This is a genomic window from Portibacter lacus (genome assembly GCF_021533215.1).
GTDB lineage: Bacteria > Bacteroidota > Bacteroidia > Chitinophagales > Saprospiraceae > Portibacter > Portibacter lacus.
The window spans coordinates 595,106-610,386 of sequence record NZ_JAJNKA010000002.1 but is presented as its reverse complement, the minus strand read 5'-3'; the positions used below and the strand labels follow the sequence as shown (position 1 = coordinate 610,386).

Genomic DNA, 15,281 nt, shown 5'->3' with positions numbered 1-15,281 from the left:
GGAACGGATCCTGTAAGGGTTGCTTACAGACCGTTCTTTTTTAGGTCAATGTTTTAGTGGCCTAATTAACAAATTGACAAAAATTAAATTTTATATATAATGTTTTATTTAGTTGACTTTTCAGTAATCAAACCAGACTTAGGTCTAATTTTTTGGACGACATTAATCTTTATTTTGTTCTGGGTATTGATTGGTAAATTTGCATTCAAACCTATCGCAGAAGCTTTAAGAAAAAGAGAAGGTGATATTCAAAGCGCTTTAGATGAAGCTGCTAAAGCAAGAGCTGAGATGCAGAATCTTAATGCTGAAAATGAGCGTCTGTTAGCTGAAGCTAGAACAGAGCGTGCTAAAATGTTAAAAGAAGCTACTGATACGAAAGCAGAAATAGTTAATGAGGCAAAAGATAAAGCGAGAGAAGAGGCTAAGAAAATGATTGAAAACGCTAAGGTGGAAATTGACAATCAAAAAAATGCAGCTATCGTAGAAGTGAAGAATAAAGTAGGAGCAATGGCATTAGAAATTGCTGAGAAAGTATTGAAAAAAGAACTTCAAGGTGATAATGCACAAGTAGGATATGTTAATCAGTTAGTAGACGAGATTAAATTAAACTAAATGTCTGTAATTAAAGTAGCCTCCAGATATGCAAAGTCATTATTAGACTTAGCAAAGGAGCAAAATAATGTAGAGCAAGTTTTAGGAGATATTCAATCGTTCAAGCAAGCGATGGAAAATAGGGAATTGTTATTATTAACAAAAAGCCCGATTGTTTCTCTAAGCAAAAAACAAGCAATTTTCGATCAGATATTTAAAGGAAACTTTGATAAGTTGACGATGTCTTTTTTTGATATCATTCTTAGGAAAGGTAGAGAAGCTTATTTGCCGGAAATAGCTACTGCATTTATAGATCAATATAACAGGCTTAAAGGGATTTCTAAAGTCCATATTACAACGGCCACACCTCTTACAGAGCAGGCACTTGAAGCAATTAGAACTAAATTGATTGCAAGTGACATTACAGATGAAAGCATCGAGTTTTCTACGAATGTAGATCCTTCTATAATCGGAGGTCTTGTTATTAAGATAGGTGATAAATTATATGATGCATCTGTACAACGAAAGTTGAATGAGCTAAAAAAAGATTTTTCTGAAAATAAATATGTGAAAGCATTTTAATAATATAAAAAAAGTATTCAAATGGTTGATGTAAAGCCCGATGAGATATCCGCAATCCTAAAGCAACAACTTTCAGGATTCAAAACGCAAACGGAATTAGAAGAAGTAGGAACAGTACTTCAAGTAGGTGACGGTATTGCAAGAGTATATGGATTGTTAAAAGCACAAGCTGGAGAGCTTGTTGAATTTGACAACGGTGTACAAGCTATCGTATTGAACCTAGAGGAGGACAATGTAGGGGTAGTACTTTTAGGAAGTAGTGAAGGGATTAAAGAAGGTTCGAATGTGAAGAGAACTGGAAAAATTGCTTCTATTGATGTAGGAGAAGAATTTGTAGGTAGAGTGGTAAATGCACTTGGTGAGCCAATAGACGGAAAAGGTCCTATCGGTGGAAAGAAGTATGCTATGCCATTAGAGAGAAAAGCTCCGGGTGTAATTTACAGACAACCAGTAACTGAACCACTTCAGACAGGTATCAAGGCGATTGATTCCATGATTCCGATCGGAAGAGGACAGAGAGAGTTAATCATTGGTGATAGACAGACTGGTAAAACAGCGATCGCTATTGATACGATTCTTAACCAAAAAGAATTCTACGATAGAGGCGAACCTGTTTTCTGTGTATATGTCGCATCAGGTCAGAAAGCTTCTACTGTAGCACAAGTTGCTAAAGTATTAGAAGATAATGGAGCAATGGCTTATACAGTAATCGTTTCTGCTTCAGCTGCAGATCCTGCACCACTTCAGTTTTATGCACCATTTACAGGAGCAACTATTGGAGAATTTTACAGAGATACAGGAAGACCTGCATTGATCATTTTTGATGATTTATCTAAGCAGGCAGTTGCTTATAGAGAGGTATCGCTTTTATTAAGAAGACCTCCAGGACGTGAGGCTTACCCTGGTGATGTATTCTACCTTCACTCAAGATTATTAGAGAGAGCTGCAAAGGTTATCGCTAATGATGAGATTGCTCAAGGAATGAATGATCTTCCTGAGTCATTAAAAGAAGCAGGTATCGTAAAAGGTGGTGGTTCATTAACAGCACTTCCGATTATCGAAACACAGGCGGGTGACGTTTCTGCATATATTCCAACTAACGTAATTTCGATTACTGATGGTCAGATTTTCTTAGAGTCGAACTTATTTAACGCAGGTGTAAGACCAGCGATTAACGTAGGTATCTCGGTTTCAAGAGTAGGTGGAAATGCACAGATTAAATCAATGAAGAAAGTATCTGGTACACTTAAGTTGGACCAGGCTCAATATAGAGAATTAGAAGCATTTGCGAAATTCGGTTCTGATCTAGATGCTGCTACGATGGTAGTTATCGAGAAAGGTAAGAGAAATGTGGAAATGCTTAAGCAACCTCAATACTCTCCAGTACCAGTAGAAAAGCAAGTTGCAATAATCTACTTAGGAACGAAAGGATTAATGAGAGCTGTACCTGTAGAGAAGATTAGAGAGTTCGAAGCTACATTTTTAGCAGCGATGGAAAGAGATGGAGCAGAAGCATTAGCGGATTTCAAAGCAGGAAAATTATCTGATGAAGCTATTGCAACAACAGAAAGAATTGCTGCTGATATTGCTGCACAATACAAATAAAGTGTAAAGCTTATAGTTGAAAGTTTAAAGATTGCAGGACTTTTTCATGGTTGTTGCATTCTTGAATTTAACTTTCATTTTGGACTTAAGACCATTAAACTATAAACTTTGAACCATAAACTATTAAAAAATGAGTGGTCAGTTAAAGGAAGTAAGAGATCGTATTCAATCTATAAAGAACACACAGCAGATTACTAGTGCTATGAAGATGGTATCTGCTGCTAAGTTGAGACGTGCACAACAAGCAATTACTGATCTTAGACCGTATTCTGATAGATTAGATCTTATTTTAAAGAATGTTATTTCTAATCTTGGCGATGATGCTTCTACTAAATTAGGAGTAGAAAGACCAGTTGAAAAAGCTGCTGTTGTTGTCATTACTTCTAATAGAGGTCTTGCAGGTGCTTTTAATACGAACATCATCAAAGAAACGATTAAGTTAATCGAAGGAGAGTTAAGTGATGTAAAAGCAGCTGGGAATTTAAGTCTAATCTTTGTAGGTAAAAAAGGATACGACTATTTCAGAAAGAGATATACGGATATTGAATTAAATAAAGAATATCTGAATCTATTTACTGACCTTGATTTTGAAAATGTTGCTGTTTTAGCTTCAGAAGTAATCGAGAAATTTGAAACTGCTGAACTAGATAAGGTCTATGTAACTTATAGTAGATTTAAAAATGCAGCTTTACAGTTTGCAGAACAAGTTCAATTTTTACCAGTAGAAAAGATTGAACCAATTCATGAAGATAATAGTAGTAAAGAGTTGAAAGCTGACTACATCTTCGAGCCTAGTAAAGAAGAATTATTAGAAGAATTGGTTCCTACAATATTAAGAACAAGCATGCATAAGTTCATGTTGGACACAGCAGCTTCAGAACATGGAGCGAGGATGACAGCAATGGATAATGCAACTGAAAATGCAGAAGAGTTGGTTAAAGATCTGAAAATATCTTACAACAAAGCGAGACAAGAAGCGATTACGAAAGAACTTTCAGAGATCGTTGGTGGAGCAGCTGCATTAGAAGGATAAAAACAGCTTTGAGCAATATGCTAAAAGCTCACAAGTTGAAAATAAAATTCTAGTATCAAATTAGATCGAGAATAATCAACTTTACAATACGAACAACTATTACCAAGACCCAAAGGTGTAAGCCTTTGGGTTTTTTTTTGCCGCACTTCCAAACCCAAATAGTTCTTTAAAGGAAATTAGCATTTTATATTTTCGAAAACTAAGTTCTTGTATTAAAGTCTTAGATCTTCATTTATAAAGCATTCAATTTTCAACGCCTTTTTATATCTTGCTCAAATGAATTTCAAGACCAACGTAAAACTACTACTTCTTTTATTACCGATCCTGTTGTCCTCATGTGGAAACAATAAGCAGGAAGAGCATAACCCGCAAAAACCTAACGTCCTATTCATCAGTATCGACGACCTTCGTCCAGAACTTGGCTGTTATGGTAAAGATTATATACACTCTCCTAACATCGATCAACTCGCAAAAGAAAGTACTGTTTTTACCAAACATTTTGTCCAGATTCCAACCTGTGGAGCATCACGGTATGCAATGTTGACAGGAATGTTGCCGACGACAAGGAAGCATTTGGGAAATAATGCTGCGGTACAGTTTATATCGAATGATACCACAAGACAACTTCCGGAGACTTTTATACATCACTTGAAGAACAATGGCTATCATACAGTAGGAATAGGAAAGATTAGTCATTCTGCTGATGGATATGTGTATGGTTATGAAGAACCTGTAAGTGAGCAAAGAGAGCTTCCTGAGAGTTGGAGTGATCTTGCATTCGATGCAGGCAAATGGGGGACTGGGTGGAATGCCTTTTTTGCTTATTCAAATGGGGAGAATAGGCAAAGTATGAAACGTCAAGTGAAACCCTATGAAAACGGAGACGTAGCGGATGATGGATATCCTGATGGCTTAACTGCGAATTTGGCACTGAAGAAGCTTAAAGAAGTTGCTGGACAAGATCAACCATTCTTCATGGGCGTAGGTTTCTTTAAACCGCACTTACCTTTTAATGCGCCACAAAAGTATTGGGATTTATATGATGAATCATCTCTGCCATTGGCACCATTTGATACGATCCCTACGAATGTAAATAAAGCTAGTCTTAATAATAGTGGCGAGTTCAATAGTTATCAATTAGGGGAAGAGAAAGCAAGTTTCGAAAAGAAAGTAAGCGATGATTATGCGAGGAAGTTAAGGCACGGTTATTTTGCGAGTATCAGTTATGTAGATGCCCAGATTGGTAAGTTAATGGCGGAATTAAAGCGATTAGAATTATATGATAATACTATTGTTGTCCTCTGGGGTGATCATGGTTGGAATCTAGGAGATTATGCTTCTTGGGGAAAACATACGATTTTTGAACGTTCATTAAATAGTGCGTTTATTATTAAGGCTCCAGGAGAAAGCAAGGCTAAGTCAGTAGAGAAAATAGTGAGCACTGTGGATTTCTACCCAACATTGGTTGAGCTATGCGGCTTAAAAATGCCTCATGAAACGGATGGTGAAAGTCTAGTTTCATTGTTAGATGGTAGTGGGGAAAGTTGGAAGGATCGATCGTACGGATATTATAGGAATGGGATCACGCTTCGGACGGATCGATATCGATTAACTAAATATTTTAGGGAGGCAAGTCCACAGATTGAATTGTATGATCATGAAGTAGATCCGAATGAAACGAATAATATAGCTGAAGAAAACCCGGATTTAGTTGCTCAACTCATGCCAGTTTTAGAGCAAGGAAATACAGGATTGTATAAGTAAACTTTCCTAATGTTATCGCTTCCCGCGATGACATCAATGTTTCTAGGAAGAGATCTAACATCGCTAGAAGCGCTGTCAGATCGAGAAGGTGCTGACAGATCAATCGTGATTTAATGGATAAAACATATATTTACGAACTATTACATGAAAACGAAATATATGAATGTCATTATAAAAGTTATTGCTGTCATCTCCCTCTTTTCCTTTTATGCTTGTGAGGAAGAAAGCAACCGAGATACGCTCCAAGAAATTTCTATTATTCCTGAACCGGCAGAAATGACCATCGGTGATGGCAGTTTCAAATTTGATTCTAAAACTAAAATTGTTGCCAACAATGATATGCAGAAACAAGCGGCAAATCTCTTGATCGCAAGTATTGACAATCTTAATGATAACCAATTCTCAAGTGAGATTCCCGAATCAAATTACCTTCTGTTTGAAACAAATGATAAAATTTTAGCCGAAGGTTATGAACTGGAAATCACTCCAGACGCCATAACCATTAAAGCAAATGACCACAACGGTTTTGTTCACGGAATTCAGACCATCAGTCAATTAATACCTATATCTGGAGGTAACCACTTCCTTCCTACATTGACCATTAAAGATCAACCTCGTTTTCAATGGAGAGGATTAATGCTCGATGTCTCTAGACATTTCTTCGAAAAAGAATATATCCTGAAAACAATAGAGCGAATGTCTTACTTTAAGCTTAACACTTTACATCTGCACTTAATAGATGACCAAGGATGGAGAATTGAAATAAAGAAATATCCGAAACTTACGGAAGTTGGTGCATTCAGAGTAAATCAAGAAGATAAACATTGGCAAGCAAGACCTAAAAATGACCCGAATGAAAAAGGAACATTTGGCGGTTTTTATACGCAAGAAGACATCAAGGAAATAGTAGCACATGCTTCGAAATACGGAATAACAGTTATTCCAGAAATCGAAATGCCAGCTCACGTAACCAGCGCTATTGCTTCGTATCCAGAATTTTCATGCCTCGAAACACCAGTTGCAGTTCCTTCTGGCGGACTTTGGCCTATAACAGATATTTACTGCGCAGGAAAGGAAGGCACTTTTGAATTTTTAGAAGATGTATTAGTTGAAGTAATGGATTTGTTCCCTTCTAAATATATTCACATTGGAGGTGATGAAGCGACTAAAACTAACTGGGAGACTTGCGATGATTGTCAGAATAGAATGAAGCAAGAAGGACTGGATAATACGGAAGAACTGCAAAGTTATTTCGTTAAAAGAATAGAAAAATTCCTGAACTCTAAAGGACGTATTCTTATCGGATGGGACGAAATTCTCGAAGGAGGATTGGCACCTGGCGCAACAGTAATGAGCTGGCGAGGAACTAAAGGCGGCTGGGAAGCTTCTGAACAAGGACACGACGTGGTTATGACTCCTGAATCTCACATGTATTTTAATATGTACCAAGGGGAAGCGGATCATGAACCACTTGCATTCGGAGGATATACAACGATGAGCAAAGTTTATCATTTTGACCCAATCGTAGACTCTATGTCTGCTGAGCAGAAAAACCATGTACTAGGCGCTCAGGCCAATTTGTGGTCAGAATATATTACAGACGAGGATATCTCTGAGTATATGATTTTCCCTCGATTACCTGCTTTAGCGGAAGTGTTATGGTCTCCAAAGAATAAGACCGACTGGACAAATTTTTCTAAAAAAATCAATCCTCTTTTCCAGCGACTTGATAAGATGGATGTTAATTATTCGAAAAGTGTATATGCCGTGACTTCTAATAGTCAATTGGATACAGCTAAAAACGAGCTAACCATTTCTCTGAAAAATGAAATCCCAAATTCCGAAATTAGGTATGCACTTAACGACGATGAATTGAATGCCGAGGCTACTAAATATACAGCGCCTTTTCTAATTAATGAGTCAGCAACTATTCAAGCGGCTGTTTTCGAAAATGGTAAACCTGTTGGGAGAACTCTTGAAAAAGAATTTAATTTTCATAAAGCATTTGGCAAGAATCTAAGTTACAATCCTAGGTACCACAAAAGCTACTCTGGAACTGGAAATAAAACGCTGGTTAATGTCATCCGTGGAAGTAAAAATTTCCACGATAAACAATGGCTAGCTTGGCTGTCTCCTGAAGTAGAAATCATCATGGATATGGTAGAAAGTACGGAAATGACTTCAGTAAGTATCGGTTCGATGGAAAATCAAGGCTCCGGCATATATTTTCCAATAAAGTTTGAAGTTTTTCTTTCTTCTGATGGAGGCCAATTTGATAAAGTTGGTGAAATATCGCGCCCTTTTAAGAATAATGTGCTCTCTACACTAGAGCATTTCAAGATTAGTTTCGAAAAACAAAATGCTCAGTTTATAAAGGTCAAAATCACAAATCTGGGTAGCCCACCAAAAGGAGGAGGAGCTTGGATATTCTTAGATGAAATCACTGTGGAATAACTAACGGTCTTATAAAGTCCAGATAAAAATCTATAAACTTATCAAATGAATGCAGTTCTAAAATTAAGCTTACTTCTCTTGATCATTACATTGTGGGCATGTGATAATAAGACGGAACTACCACAAGAAATTACAGTAATTCCAGAACCTGCTGAAATGACCATTAGAAATGGCAGTTTCCAATTAGTTTCTAATACTAAGATTATAACGAGCGACGAAATTGAGAAACAAGCAGCTTTGTTACTCCTTTCTAGCTTTAATGGATTAAGTGATGACCAAGTTACCAATGATACTACTAAGCATAATTTTGTCCGATTTGAAATAGAGAAAGATATTGCAGATGAAGGGTATGAATTGGAAATTACTCCTGAAATGATGAGTATTAAAGCTAGTAAGCCTAGCGGATTTATTTATGCTATTCAGACGATCAGGCAGCTCTTACCCATAGAAAGTAAAGAACTTATTCTTCCGACACTGACCATAAAAGATGAACCCCAATATCCTTGGAGAGGTTTTATGTTGGATGTTTCCAGACATTTTTTCGAGAAAGAATACGTTCTGAAAACCATCGATCGGATGACCTACTTCAAGTTGAATACGCTCCACTTGCATTTGATAGATGACCAAGGATGGAGAATAGAAATTAAGAAGTATCCTAAACTAACTGAAATCGGTGCATTTAGGGTAGATCAAGAAGATAAACCTTGGGATGCGCGATTGGTTAATGAGCCAAGTGAGAAAGGGACTTATGGAGGATTCTATACCCAAGAAGATATTAAGGAAATTGTCCAGTATGCATCAGAACGAGGTATAACAGTGATGCCTGAAATAGAAATGCCAGCCCATGTGACCAGCGCAATCGCCGCTTATCCAGAATTTTCTTGCCAAGAAATACCAGTTGGAGTTCCATCAGGAGGGTTGTGGCCAATTACAGATATTTATTGCCCTGGAAAAGAAAGTACATTTCAATTTCTAGAAGATGTGCTGAATGAAGTGATGGAGCTTTTTCCATCGAAGTATATCCATGTAGGTGGAGATGAGGCTACAAAAACGAATTGGGAAAAATGTAAAGATTGCCAGAAAAGAATGGCTATAGAAGGTTTAGATGATACGGCTGAATTACAGAGTTATTTCATCAAAAGAATGGAGCGGTTTCTAAGTTCTAAAGGCAGGATTTTAATTGGATGGGATGAGATATTAGAAGGCGGATTAGCTCCCGGAGCAACTGTTATGAGCTGGCGAGGCACGAAAGGTGGATGGGAGGCATCGGAGCAAGGACATGATGTGGTGATGACGCCCGGTGATTACTTGTATTTTAATCAATACCAAGGAGAGCCAGATTACGAACCATTAGCTTTCGGAGGATATGTTCCTTTAAGCCGAGTATATTCCTTCGAGCCTATGGTAGATTCGATGTCTGCTGAGCAGAAGAAACACGTTTTAGGGGCCCAGGCCAATTTGTGGTCTGAGTTTATTGTGGATGAGCAGATATCTGAATACATGATTTTTCCAAGAATTGCTGCCTTATCTGAAATGGTATGGACACCGAAGGATAAGAAAAGTTGGGATAATTTTTCTAAGAAAATTGACCCTCTATTCGAACGGTTAGACCATATGGGAATTAATTATTCGAAAAGTGTATTTGCGGTTACTGCCAGTAGCAAATATGACACGACTAGCAAAGAACTATTGGTGACATTAAAAAATGAAATACCAAGTTCAGAAATTAGATATTCCTTTAATGATGAACCATTGAACGCTAGTTCATTAAAATACACATCACCGATTTCGCTGAAAGAAACAACCTTGATTAAGACCGCAGTATTTAAAGATAATGTGGCATTGGGCGATACCCTATATAAAAATTTAATCTTCCATAAAGCATTTGGCAAGAAGATGTCTTATAAGCCTAAGTACAATAAAAGTTATGCAGGAATAGGAGACTTAACATTGGGGAATATTATCAGAGGAAGTAAAAATTTCCATGATGGCCAATGGCTAGCTTGGCTTGATGATGAAGTAGAAATAATCATTGACCTAGAAGAAAAAACAGAAATTTCAGCCGTTAGAATAGGTGCTATGGAAACTCAAGCAGCAGGGATATTCTATCCGATCAATATGATTGTTTCTTTATCTGAGGATGGAAGTATTTATAAGAAGGCCGGAGAACTTAAGCGACCATTTAAGGAAAATGGATTTCCTACGATAGAGGACTTTGAGATATCATTCGAACGTCAGAATACTAGATATGTCAAAGTGATGATTCAGAATATCGGAAGCCCACCTAAAGGCGGAGGAGCTTTTATATTTATTGATGAAATTATGGTAGAATAAAATTTTAATTATGTCTAACTCTTCATTAAAACTTCCACCGCCTCTTGGTTATCGAAAGGATATTCCGCTTTATTATCCGAAAACGGAAGCGGAAATTAAAGCCGATAACTACGAGATCTATAACCCCAATGTGTTAAGGAGTTGTCGTAATTTCTATGAGGGTAATTATGGAAAGGTCCTGCTAGAAGAAGTTTCCAAATATTTACCTACAGGAAATGATCAAAATATTGTCGAACTCGGATGCGGGAGTGGTTATTTGTTGGGAAACATCGCTCGAAATAACCCGGATTTCAGGTGCTTTGGTTTCGACTATAGCTACCAAATGTTAAAAATGGCAGCTCAAGTTTTTAGAAATAAGAAACTGGGAAATTCGGCGATTCAAGCACTACAGAATGGAATGGCAGACATGGAAATTCCTAACCAAAATTTATCGAATATTGAATTCGCATTAAGTGATGCCTGTATGACACCACTTCCTGATCAATCAGTAGATTTTTGTTTCTCGTGTTTTCTATGGGACCGAGTCGCTGATCCCAACAAGTTGCTAGAAGAAAAACTAAGAGTCCTAAAGCCACAAGGCAGAATCATGATCATCTCACCATTTAATTACCTTGGCTCGGAAGGATGGAAAACTTGGTATCCGATCGATAAGATCATTTCAAAAATAGAAGATCGCGGACTTAAGATCATCCATCGAAGAAATTTTAATATTGAAGAAATGCTAGACTTAAGAAGAAATCGAGTGGTTTGGGAAGTGGAAAGTTTGGTTTTTGAAAAATACTGATCTTACATAGAAAGATATTAATTTAGTTTTCAAGCTTGTTAACCTCATTGATTTAGATTCGACTAAGGAATAGGATTTAATCATTTTTTAAATATTTTTCAATTATGAGATTCATATTCATTTCATTATTACTATTCCTTCAGACAGTTACTTATGCTCAATTAAGACTTAGTAAGTTTAATAACCAAGACCAGCTTTTTTTAAATCATTCAGGTCCTCAGATTGGAGCTGCAAGTTTTACATTGACACAACCTAAAGAAGGATATGGGGGGATGTATATTAATTCACTAGGTACGAGTGCTGCGATTCCATTTTACGGATATGCAGTTGGAAATGTAGGAAAGGTTTGGCATTATTATAATGGAATAGAAAACTTTTGGGGATTATATGTTGAAGGTGATCAATTGAAAGTAAGTCCAGATACTACGCATGTTCTGAATAACTTAGTAGCAAATACAGCACTTAGGGTTAACGGAGGTTCTGTTCTTTATGGTGGGACCATGTTGAATACGAATACACAGCTTAACCAGTATACAGACTTTACGATTAAGTCATCAAAGGTCAATACATTTGGAGGAATGTATATCGATGTTGAAGGAGGATTAAATTCTAAACCATTTTATGGATATAGTGTAGATGGTGTTCCAGCAGCCTTTACCTTTTATAATCAGACTACAAGTTCATGGGGTATTAATATCGGAAATGCAATATACAGCGCTATGGAAGTAAAAAGTAATAATGTATATATCAATGGAACCCTTAAGCTTGGTCACACTAATGGTGCGGCTGAAGACAATGGAACGATATTCTATTTCGATGGTCATTTTTATGGCAAAACACCAGGTGGTTTAACGCAGTTAGATAATAATGTAAATGGAAAAACAAAAGATGACGAAGAAAATGTTAAAGCCATAAAAATCTTACAAGAAGAAAATAGCGCTTTAAAAGAGAAACTTGAAAGCTTAGAGAACCATCTTTTATCTTTAGAAGAAAAATTCTTAGCTCAGAAAAAGGTGGAATAAAAGATCATAAGTTATAGGGTTAGGTTTTCTCTCATCAGCAGCCCTATAAGCAAGCCTCCGAATTAACTTTGAGAATTATAAGTTTCCTCCTTCGATTCTATTTCCTATTTTAACAGTTCATGAAGAAATCTGAAAAATTGAATAGGGAGTTGAATTGGATAAGTGAAATGGTATATGCTCCCTGTGGTTTTCAAATTTCTGATATAGAAATAGAAAAGGAAAGTAAAGCGTATCATGCTTGCCAGTTCAGAATGAACGACCAGAATATGGTGCATAGAAAGGCCAAGATTACTCCGAAGAAAGTTGGTCAGTTTGTAACCCTTTGGAAACGAGGAGTAAGTGGGGAAACAGAACCTTATTGTGATACGGATGAGATAGATTTCATTCTTATCAGTGTTATTAATGACAAAAGAATTGGTCAGTTTATATTTCCCAAGGCTGCACTCATCCAAAATAAAATTTTAACCACGAATCAAAGGCAAGGAAAAAGAGGATTTAGGGTATATCCATCCTGGGATGACCCTCAAAGCAAACAAGCTGTGAAAACGCAAGCATGGCAAATACATTATTTTATTGAATTTGATATTCATCAAGATCTGAAAATCGTAAAAAGGTTATTTCAAGAATAATTTCAGAATTATAATTTTTTTTTCACGGTATTTTTTCCTTTAAGAATCCCTAAAATAGGCACCTATTTAATTTTCAGCGTGGCATATTATCATTGTCCACCTTCTTGTCTACCCCATTGCTATTTACTTTGATGCTTATTAATAATAACTTCGCGGCTCAAAACCATGGAAAATCAATTTTTTTTAAAACAACACTTATTTTAAACAGATTATAACAATTATGAAAAAATTAATTTTTACACTATTAACATTGATGTTTTTGTGTGGAATGACGGCTAAGATCACCGCACAAGATACCTTAGACTGGACGCTACTAGTTTATTTAGTGGGTTCAGACCTTGAATCAGGATCTGATGCAGGATCTACAGATATCCAAGAAATGATGGATGCTGATTTTACTGATTATGTGAACGTGATTGTATTAAGAGGTGGTTCGATGAAAGAAGGCTGGCAAGAACCGAAGACCTTTTTGGTTGTAGCAGGAGAGCAAATTCAGTTAGATTTCGTTCCTTCTAATACAGACATGGCGGATCCTAATAATATCACGGAATTCATTAATTGGGCGACGGAGAACTACCCAGCTCATCAGTTTATGATGGATTTTTGGAATCATGGAGGAGACATCAGAGGTTACGGAAATGATGAAGTATCTGGCAAAAGCTTAAAAGTACAGACGATCAAGAAAGCAATAGGCGATTCAGAATTTATTAAGGATGGTAACCTTTTTGAATTACTAGGATTTGATGCTTGTCTTATGGCAACATTAGAAGTGCAGACAAGCTTGAAAGATTTTGCTAATTACTTCGTAGGGTCAGAAGAAACGGAGCCTGGTCACGGTTGGAATTACACACCGATAGTGAATGCAATGGAATCTGGAGAAGCACTAACAGGAGACAAACTTGGAACCATCATCGTAGATAGCTACAAAGCCCAATCTGAAGATCAAGAAACTTCTAATGTGACTTTAGGAGTGATGAATCTAGCACATATTTCTAACCTAGAATCTAAGATTACCACGCTTTTTAACAAGATCAAAGATGAAGACAAAGTAAGATCTCTACAGAAAGCACGTGGGAAAGCGGAAGAGTATTCGAAGTCTATTAAGAACCCAGAGTATTCTGAAGACATGGTAGATATCGGAGATATGATGAAAATGTTGAAAAAAGTCGACCCGAGCTTGAGCGCAGAAATTGATTCTGTTTTGGTAGCTTTAGACAGCACAGTTGTATACAATAAGAAAGATAGCACTAGACCATTAGCGACAGGTATATCTATGTACTTACCTCATAATGTGCTTATAGATGAAGGAGAAACTTATTACCTAATAGATAGTGTCTACATTCCTATCGGGGTAGATTCAACATTAAGTGATTTTATTGTGAATACTTATATCCCACTAGCGAGTTCTGATATTACTCCTCCTTCAGGAATGACAGATCCTGACTTTACATTTTCAGGCAAAAAAGGGGAGTCTGCAACGAGAAATTTCACTGGGGATTCTATTAGCGCCATTAGAATCGCTCATGATGACGATTTAGAACAAGTTCAGATCGTACTGATAGAAGAATTCGAAGGCTTTCCTAATGAATACATTTTCTTAGGTGCTACATTCCCTGATACAATCGTTTCTAATGATGACGGAACAGAAACTTATGCTTACAAATGGGACGGAGCTTGGTTAGGAATTAATGGATACCCAGCTTACATTTCTGATATTCAAGATTATGAAGTAGAAGATGAAGATGGTAATTTCCAATATCATACAAGAGTTCATATTCCAGCAATATTACACCCTGATACAGAGAATGAGAGAGACATTATCATCTCATATAGTTACGATGAAGATTTTAATATCACATTAGAGAGTATTGTACCAGAAGTATATGGAGATTCAGTAAGAATTGTTCCTAAAGAGCGTTTAGAGCTTGTCCCTGGTGATGTTGTTCAGTTGCTTTATGAAAGCTTTAACGAAGTAACAGACGAAGAATTCTTTGTGGTAGACGATGGTGCTGTTTTTACAATTGAAAATGGTAATGACGACCTAATGTTAGAATACGATGAGTTATTCGAAGGGAATTATAAACTAGGTTACATCTTAATGGATCATTCACAGAACGATACCATCATTTTTGATGACAAGGTATTTACTGTAACAAGTACTTCTGTGGAAGAAACATTTGCTGATCATAACATCGCAATGTTCCCTAACCCAGCGAATCAGCAGATTACAATAGAGAATATTGAAGTTTCTGCGAATGAAAGTTATAAAATTAGAATTTTTGATCAAGCAGGAAGACTTGTATTTACAAGAGTATCAAATTCAGATAGAGCTGTAATTAATACTTCTGATTTCACAAATGGCTATTATCGAGTACAAATTATATCAGGTAAAGGCATATTGGGTCAAGGAATTGTGATTCAGCATTAAGCGTATTTCAAGATAGCAAGTAATGTGTTTATGAATACCATTATTAAGCTTATAT

The 15,281-nt window shown here is 36.6% G+C and carries 11 protein-coding genes; all 11 read left to right on the top strand.

Features of this window, described 5'->3' with window-relative positions:
* Positions 1–99: 99 nt before the first annotated feature.
* The 11 genes from atpF (at position 100) to L2586_RS04920 (ending at position 15,226) form a co-directional block, all read left to right on the top strand.
* Entirely contained in the window at positions 100–612 is a 513-nt protein-coding gene (gene atpF / locus L2586_RS04970) for a F0F1 ATP synthase subunit B (protein WP_235291687.1), read from the top strand.
* Entirely contained in the window at positions 613–1,173 is a 561-nt protein-coding gene (atpH, locus tag L2586_RS04965; protein ID WP_235291686.1) for an ATP synthase F1 subunit delta, read from the top strand.
* A gap of 21 nt (positions 1,174–1,194) precedes the next feature.
* Positions 1,195–2,778: a F0F1 ATP synthase subunit alpha gene (gene atpA / locus L2586_RS04960; protein ID WP_235291685.1), complete on the top strand. Its 1,584-nt coding sequence runs from the start codon at positions 1,195–1,197 to the stop codon at positions 2,776–2,778.
* A 130-nt stretch (positions 2,779–2,908) separates the two neighbouring features.
* Positions 2,909–3,811, top strand: coding sequence for an ATP synthase F1 subunit gamma (gene atpG, locus L2586_RS04955; protein ID WP_235291684.1), 903 nt, complete (start codon positions 2,909–2,911; stop codon positions 3,809–3,811).
* A gap of 276 nt (positions 3,812–4,087) precedes the next feature.
* Positions 4,088–5,575 (top strand): sulfatase, encoded by a 1,488-nt coding sequence (locus tag L2586_RS04950; protein ID WP_235291683.1) that lies wholly within the window; start codon positions 4,088–4,090, stop codon positions 5,573–5,575.
* Positions 5,576–5,734: 159 nt separating this feature from the next.
* Complete coding sequence (locus L2586_RS04945) at positions 5,735–8,029, top strand: beta-N-acetylhexosaminidase (RefSeq protein ID WP_235291682.1); 2,295 nt, start codon at positions 5,735–5,737, stop codon at positions 8,027–8,029.
* Between the two features lie 45 nt (positions 8,030–8,074).
* Positions 8,075–10,363 carry a beta-N-acetylhexosaminidase gene (locus L2586_RS04940; RefSeq protein ID WP_235291681.1) on the top strand — a complete coding sequence of 763 codons (2,289 nt, stop codon included), beginning with the start codon at positions 8,075–8,077 and terminating at the stop codon, positions 10,361–10,363.
* A gap of 10 nt (positions 10,364–10,373) precedes the next feature.
* Positions 10,374–11,147, top strand: a complete 774-nt coding sequence (locus L2586_RS04935) for a class I SAM-dependent methyltransferase (protein ID WP_235291680.1) — start codon at positions 10,374–10,376, stop codon at positions 11,145–11,147.
* Between the two features lie 104 nt (positions 11,148–11,251).
* Entirely contained in the window at positions 11,252–12,169 is a 918-nt protein-coding gene (locus L2586_RS04930; protein ID WP_235291679.1) for a hypothetical protein, read from the top strand.
* Between the two features lie 119 nt (positions 12,170–12,288).
* Positions 12,289–12,798 (top strand): MepB family protein, encoded by a 510-nt coding sequence (locus tag L2586_RS04925; RefSeq protein WP_235291678.1) that lies wholly within the window; start codon positions 12,289–12,291, stop codon positions 12,796–12,798.
* A 220-nt stretch (positions 12,799–13,018) separates the two neighbouring features.
* The gene (locus tag L2586_RS04920; protein ID WP_235291677.1) at positions 13,019–15,226 is read left to right on the top strand and encodes a clostripain-related cysteine peptidase; all 2,208 of its coding nucleotides are present in this window, start codon (positions 13,019–13,021) and stop codon (positions 15,224–15,226) included.
* Positions 15,227–15,281 lie beyond the last annotated feature (55 nt).

Excerpts from the sequence above, each read along its gene's own strand:
- atpF (WP_235291687.1), top strand. The coding sequence starts at position 100 with ATGTTTTATTTAGTTGACTTTTCAGTAATCAAACCAGACTTAGGTCTA.
- atpH (WP_235291686.1), top strand. The coding sequence starts at position 613 with ATGTCTGTAATTAAAGTAGCCTCCAGATATGCAAAGTCATTATTAGAC.
- atpA (WP_235291685.1), top strand. The coding sequence starts at position 1,195 with ATGGTTGATGTAAAGCCCGATGAGATATCCGCAATCCTAAAGCAACAA.
- atpG (WP_235291684.1), top strand. The coding sequence starts at position 2,909 with ATGAGTGGTCAGTTAAAGGAAGTAAGAGATCGTATTCAATCTATAAAG.
- L2586_RS04950 (WP_235291683.1), top strand. The coding sequence starts at position 4,088 with ATGAATTTCAAGACCAACGTAAAACTACTACTTCTTTTATTACCGATC.
- L2586_RS04945 (WP_235291682.1), top strand. The coding sequence starts at position 5,735 with ATGAATGTCATTATAAAAGTTATTGCTGTCATCTCCCTCTTTTCCTTT.
- L2586_RS04940 (WP_235291681.1), top strand. The coding sequence starts at position 8,075 with ATGAATGCAGTTCTAAAATTAAGCTTACTTCTCTTGATCATTACATTG.
- L2586_RS04935 (WP_235291680.1), top strand. The coding sequence starts at position 10,374 with ATGTCTAACTCTTCATTAAAACTTCCACCGCCTCTTGGTTATCGAAAG.
- L2586_RS04930 (WP_235291679.1), top strand. The coding sequence starts at position 11,252 with ATGAGATTCATATTCATTTCATTATTACTATTCCTTCAGACAGTTACT.
- L2586_RS04925 (WP_235291678.1), top strand. The coding sequence starts at position 12,289 with ATGAAGAAATCTGAAAAATTGAATAGGGAGTTGAATTGGATAAGTGAA.
- L2586_RS04920 (WP_235291677.1), top strand. The coding sequence starts at position 13,019 with ATGAAAAAATTAATTTTTACACTATTAACATTGATGTTTTTGTGTGGA.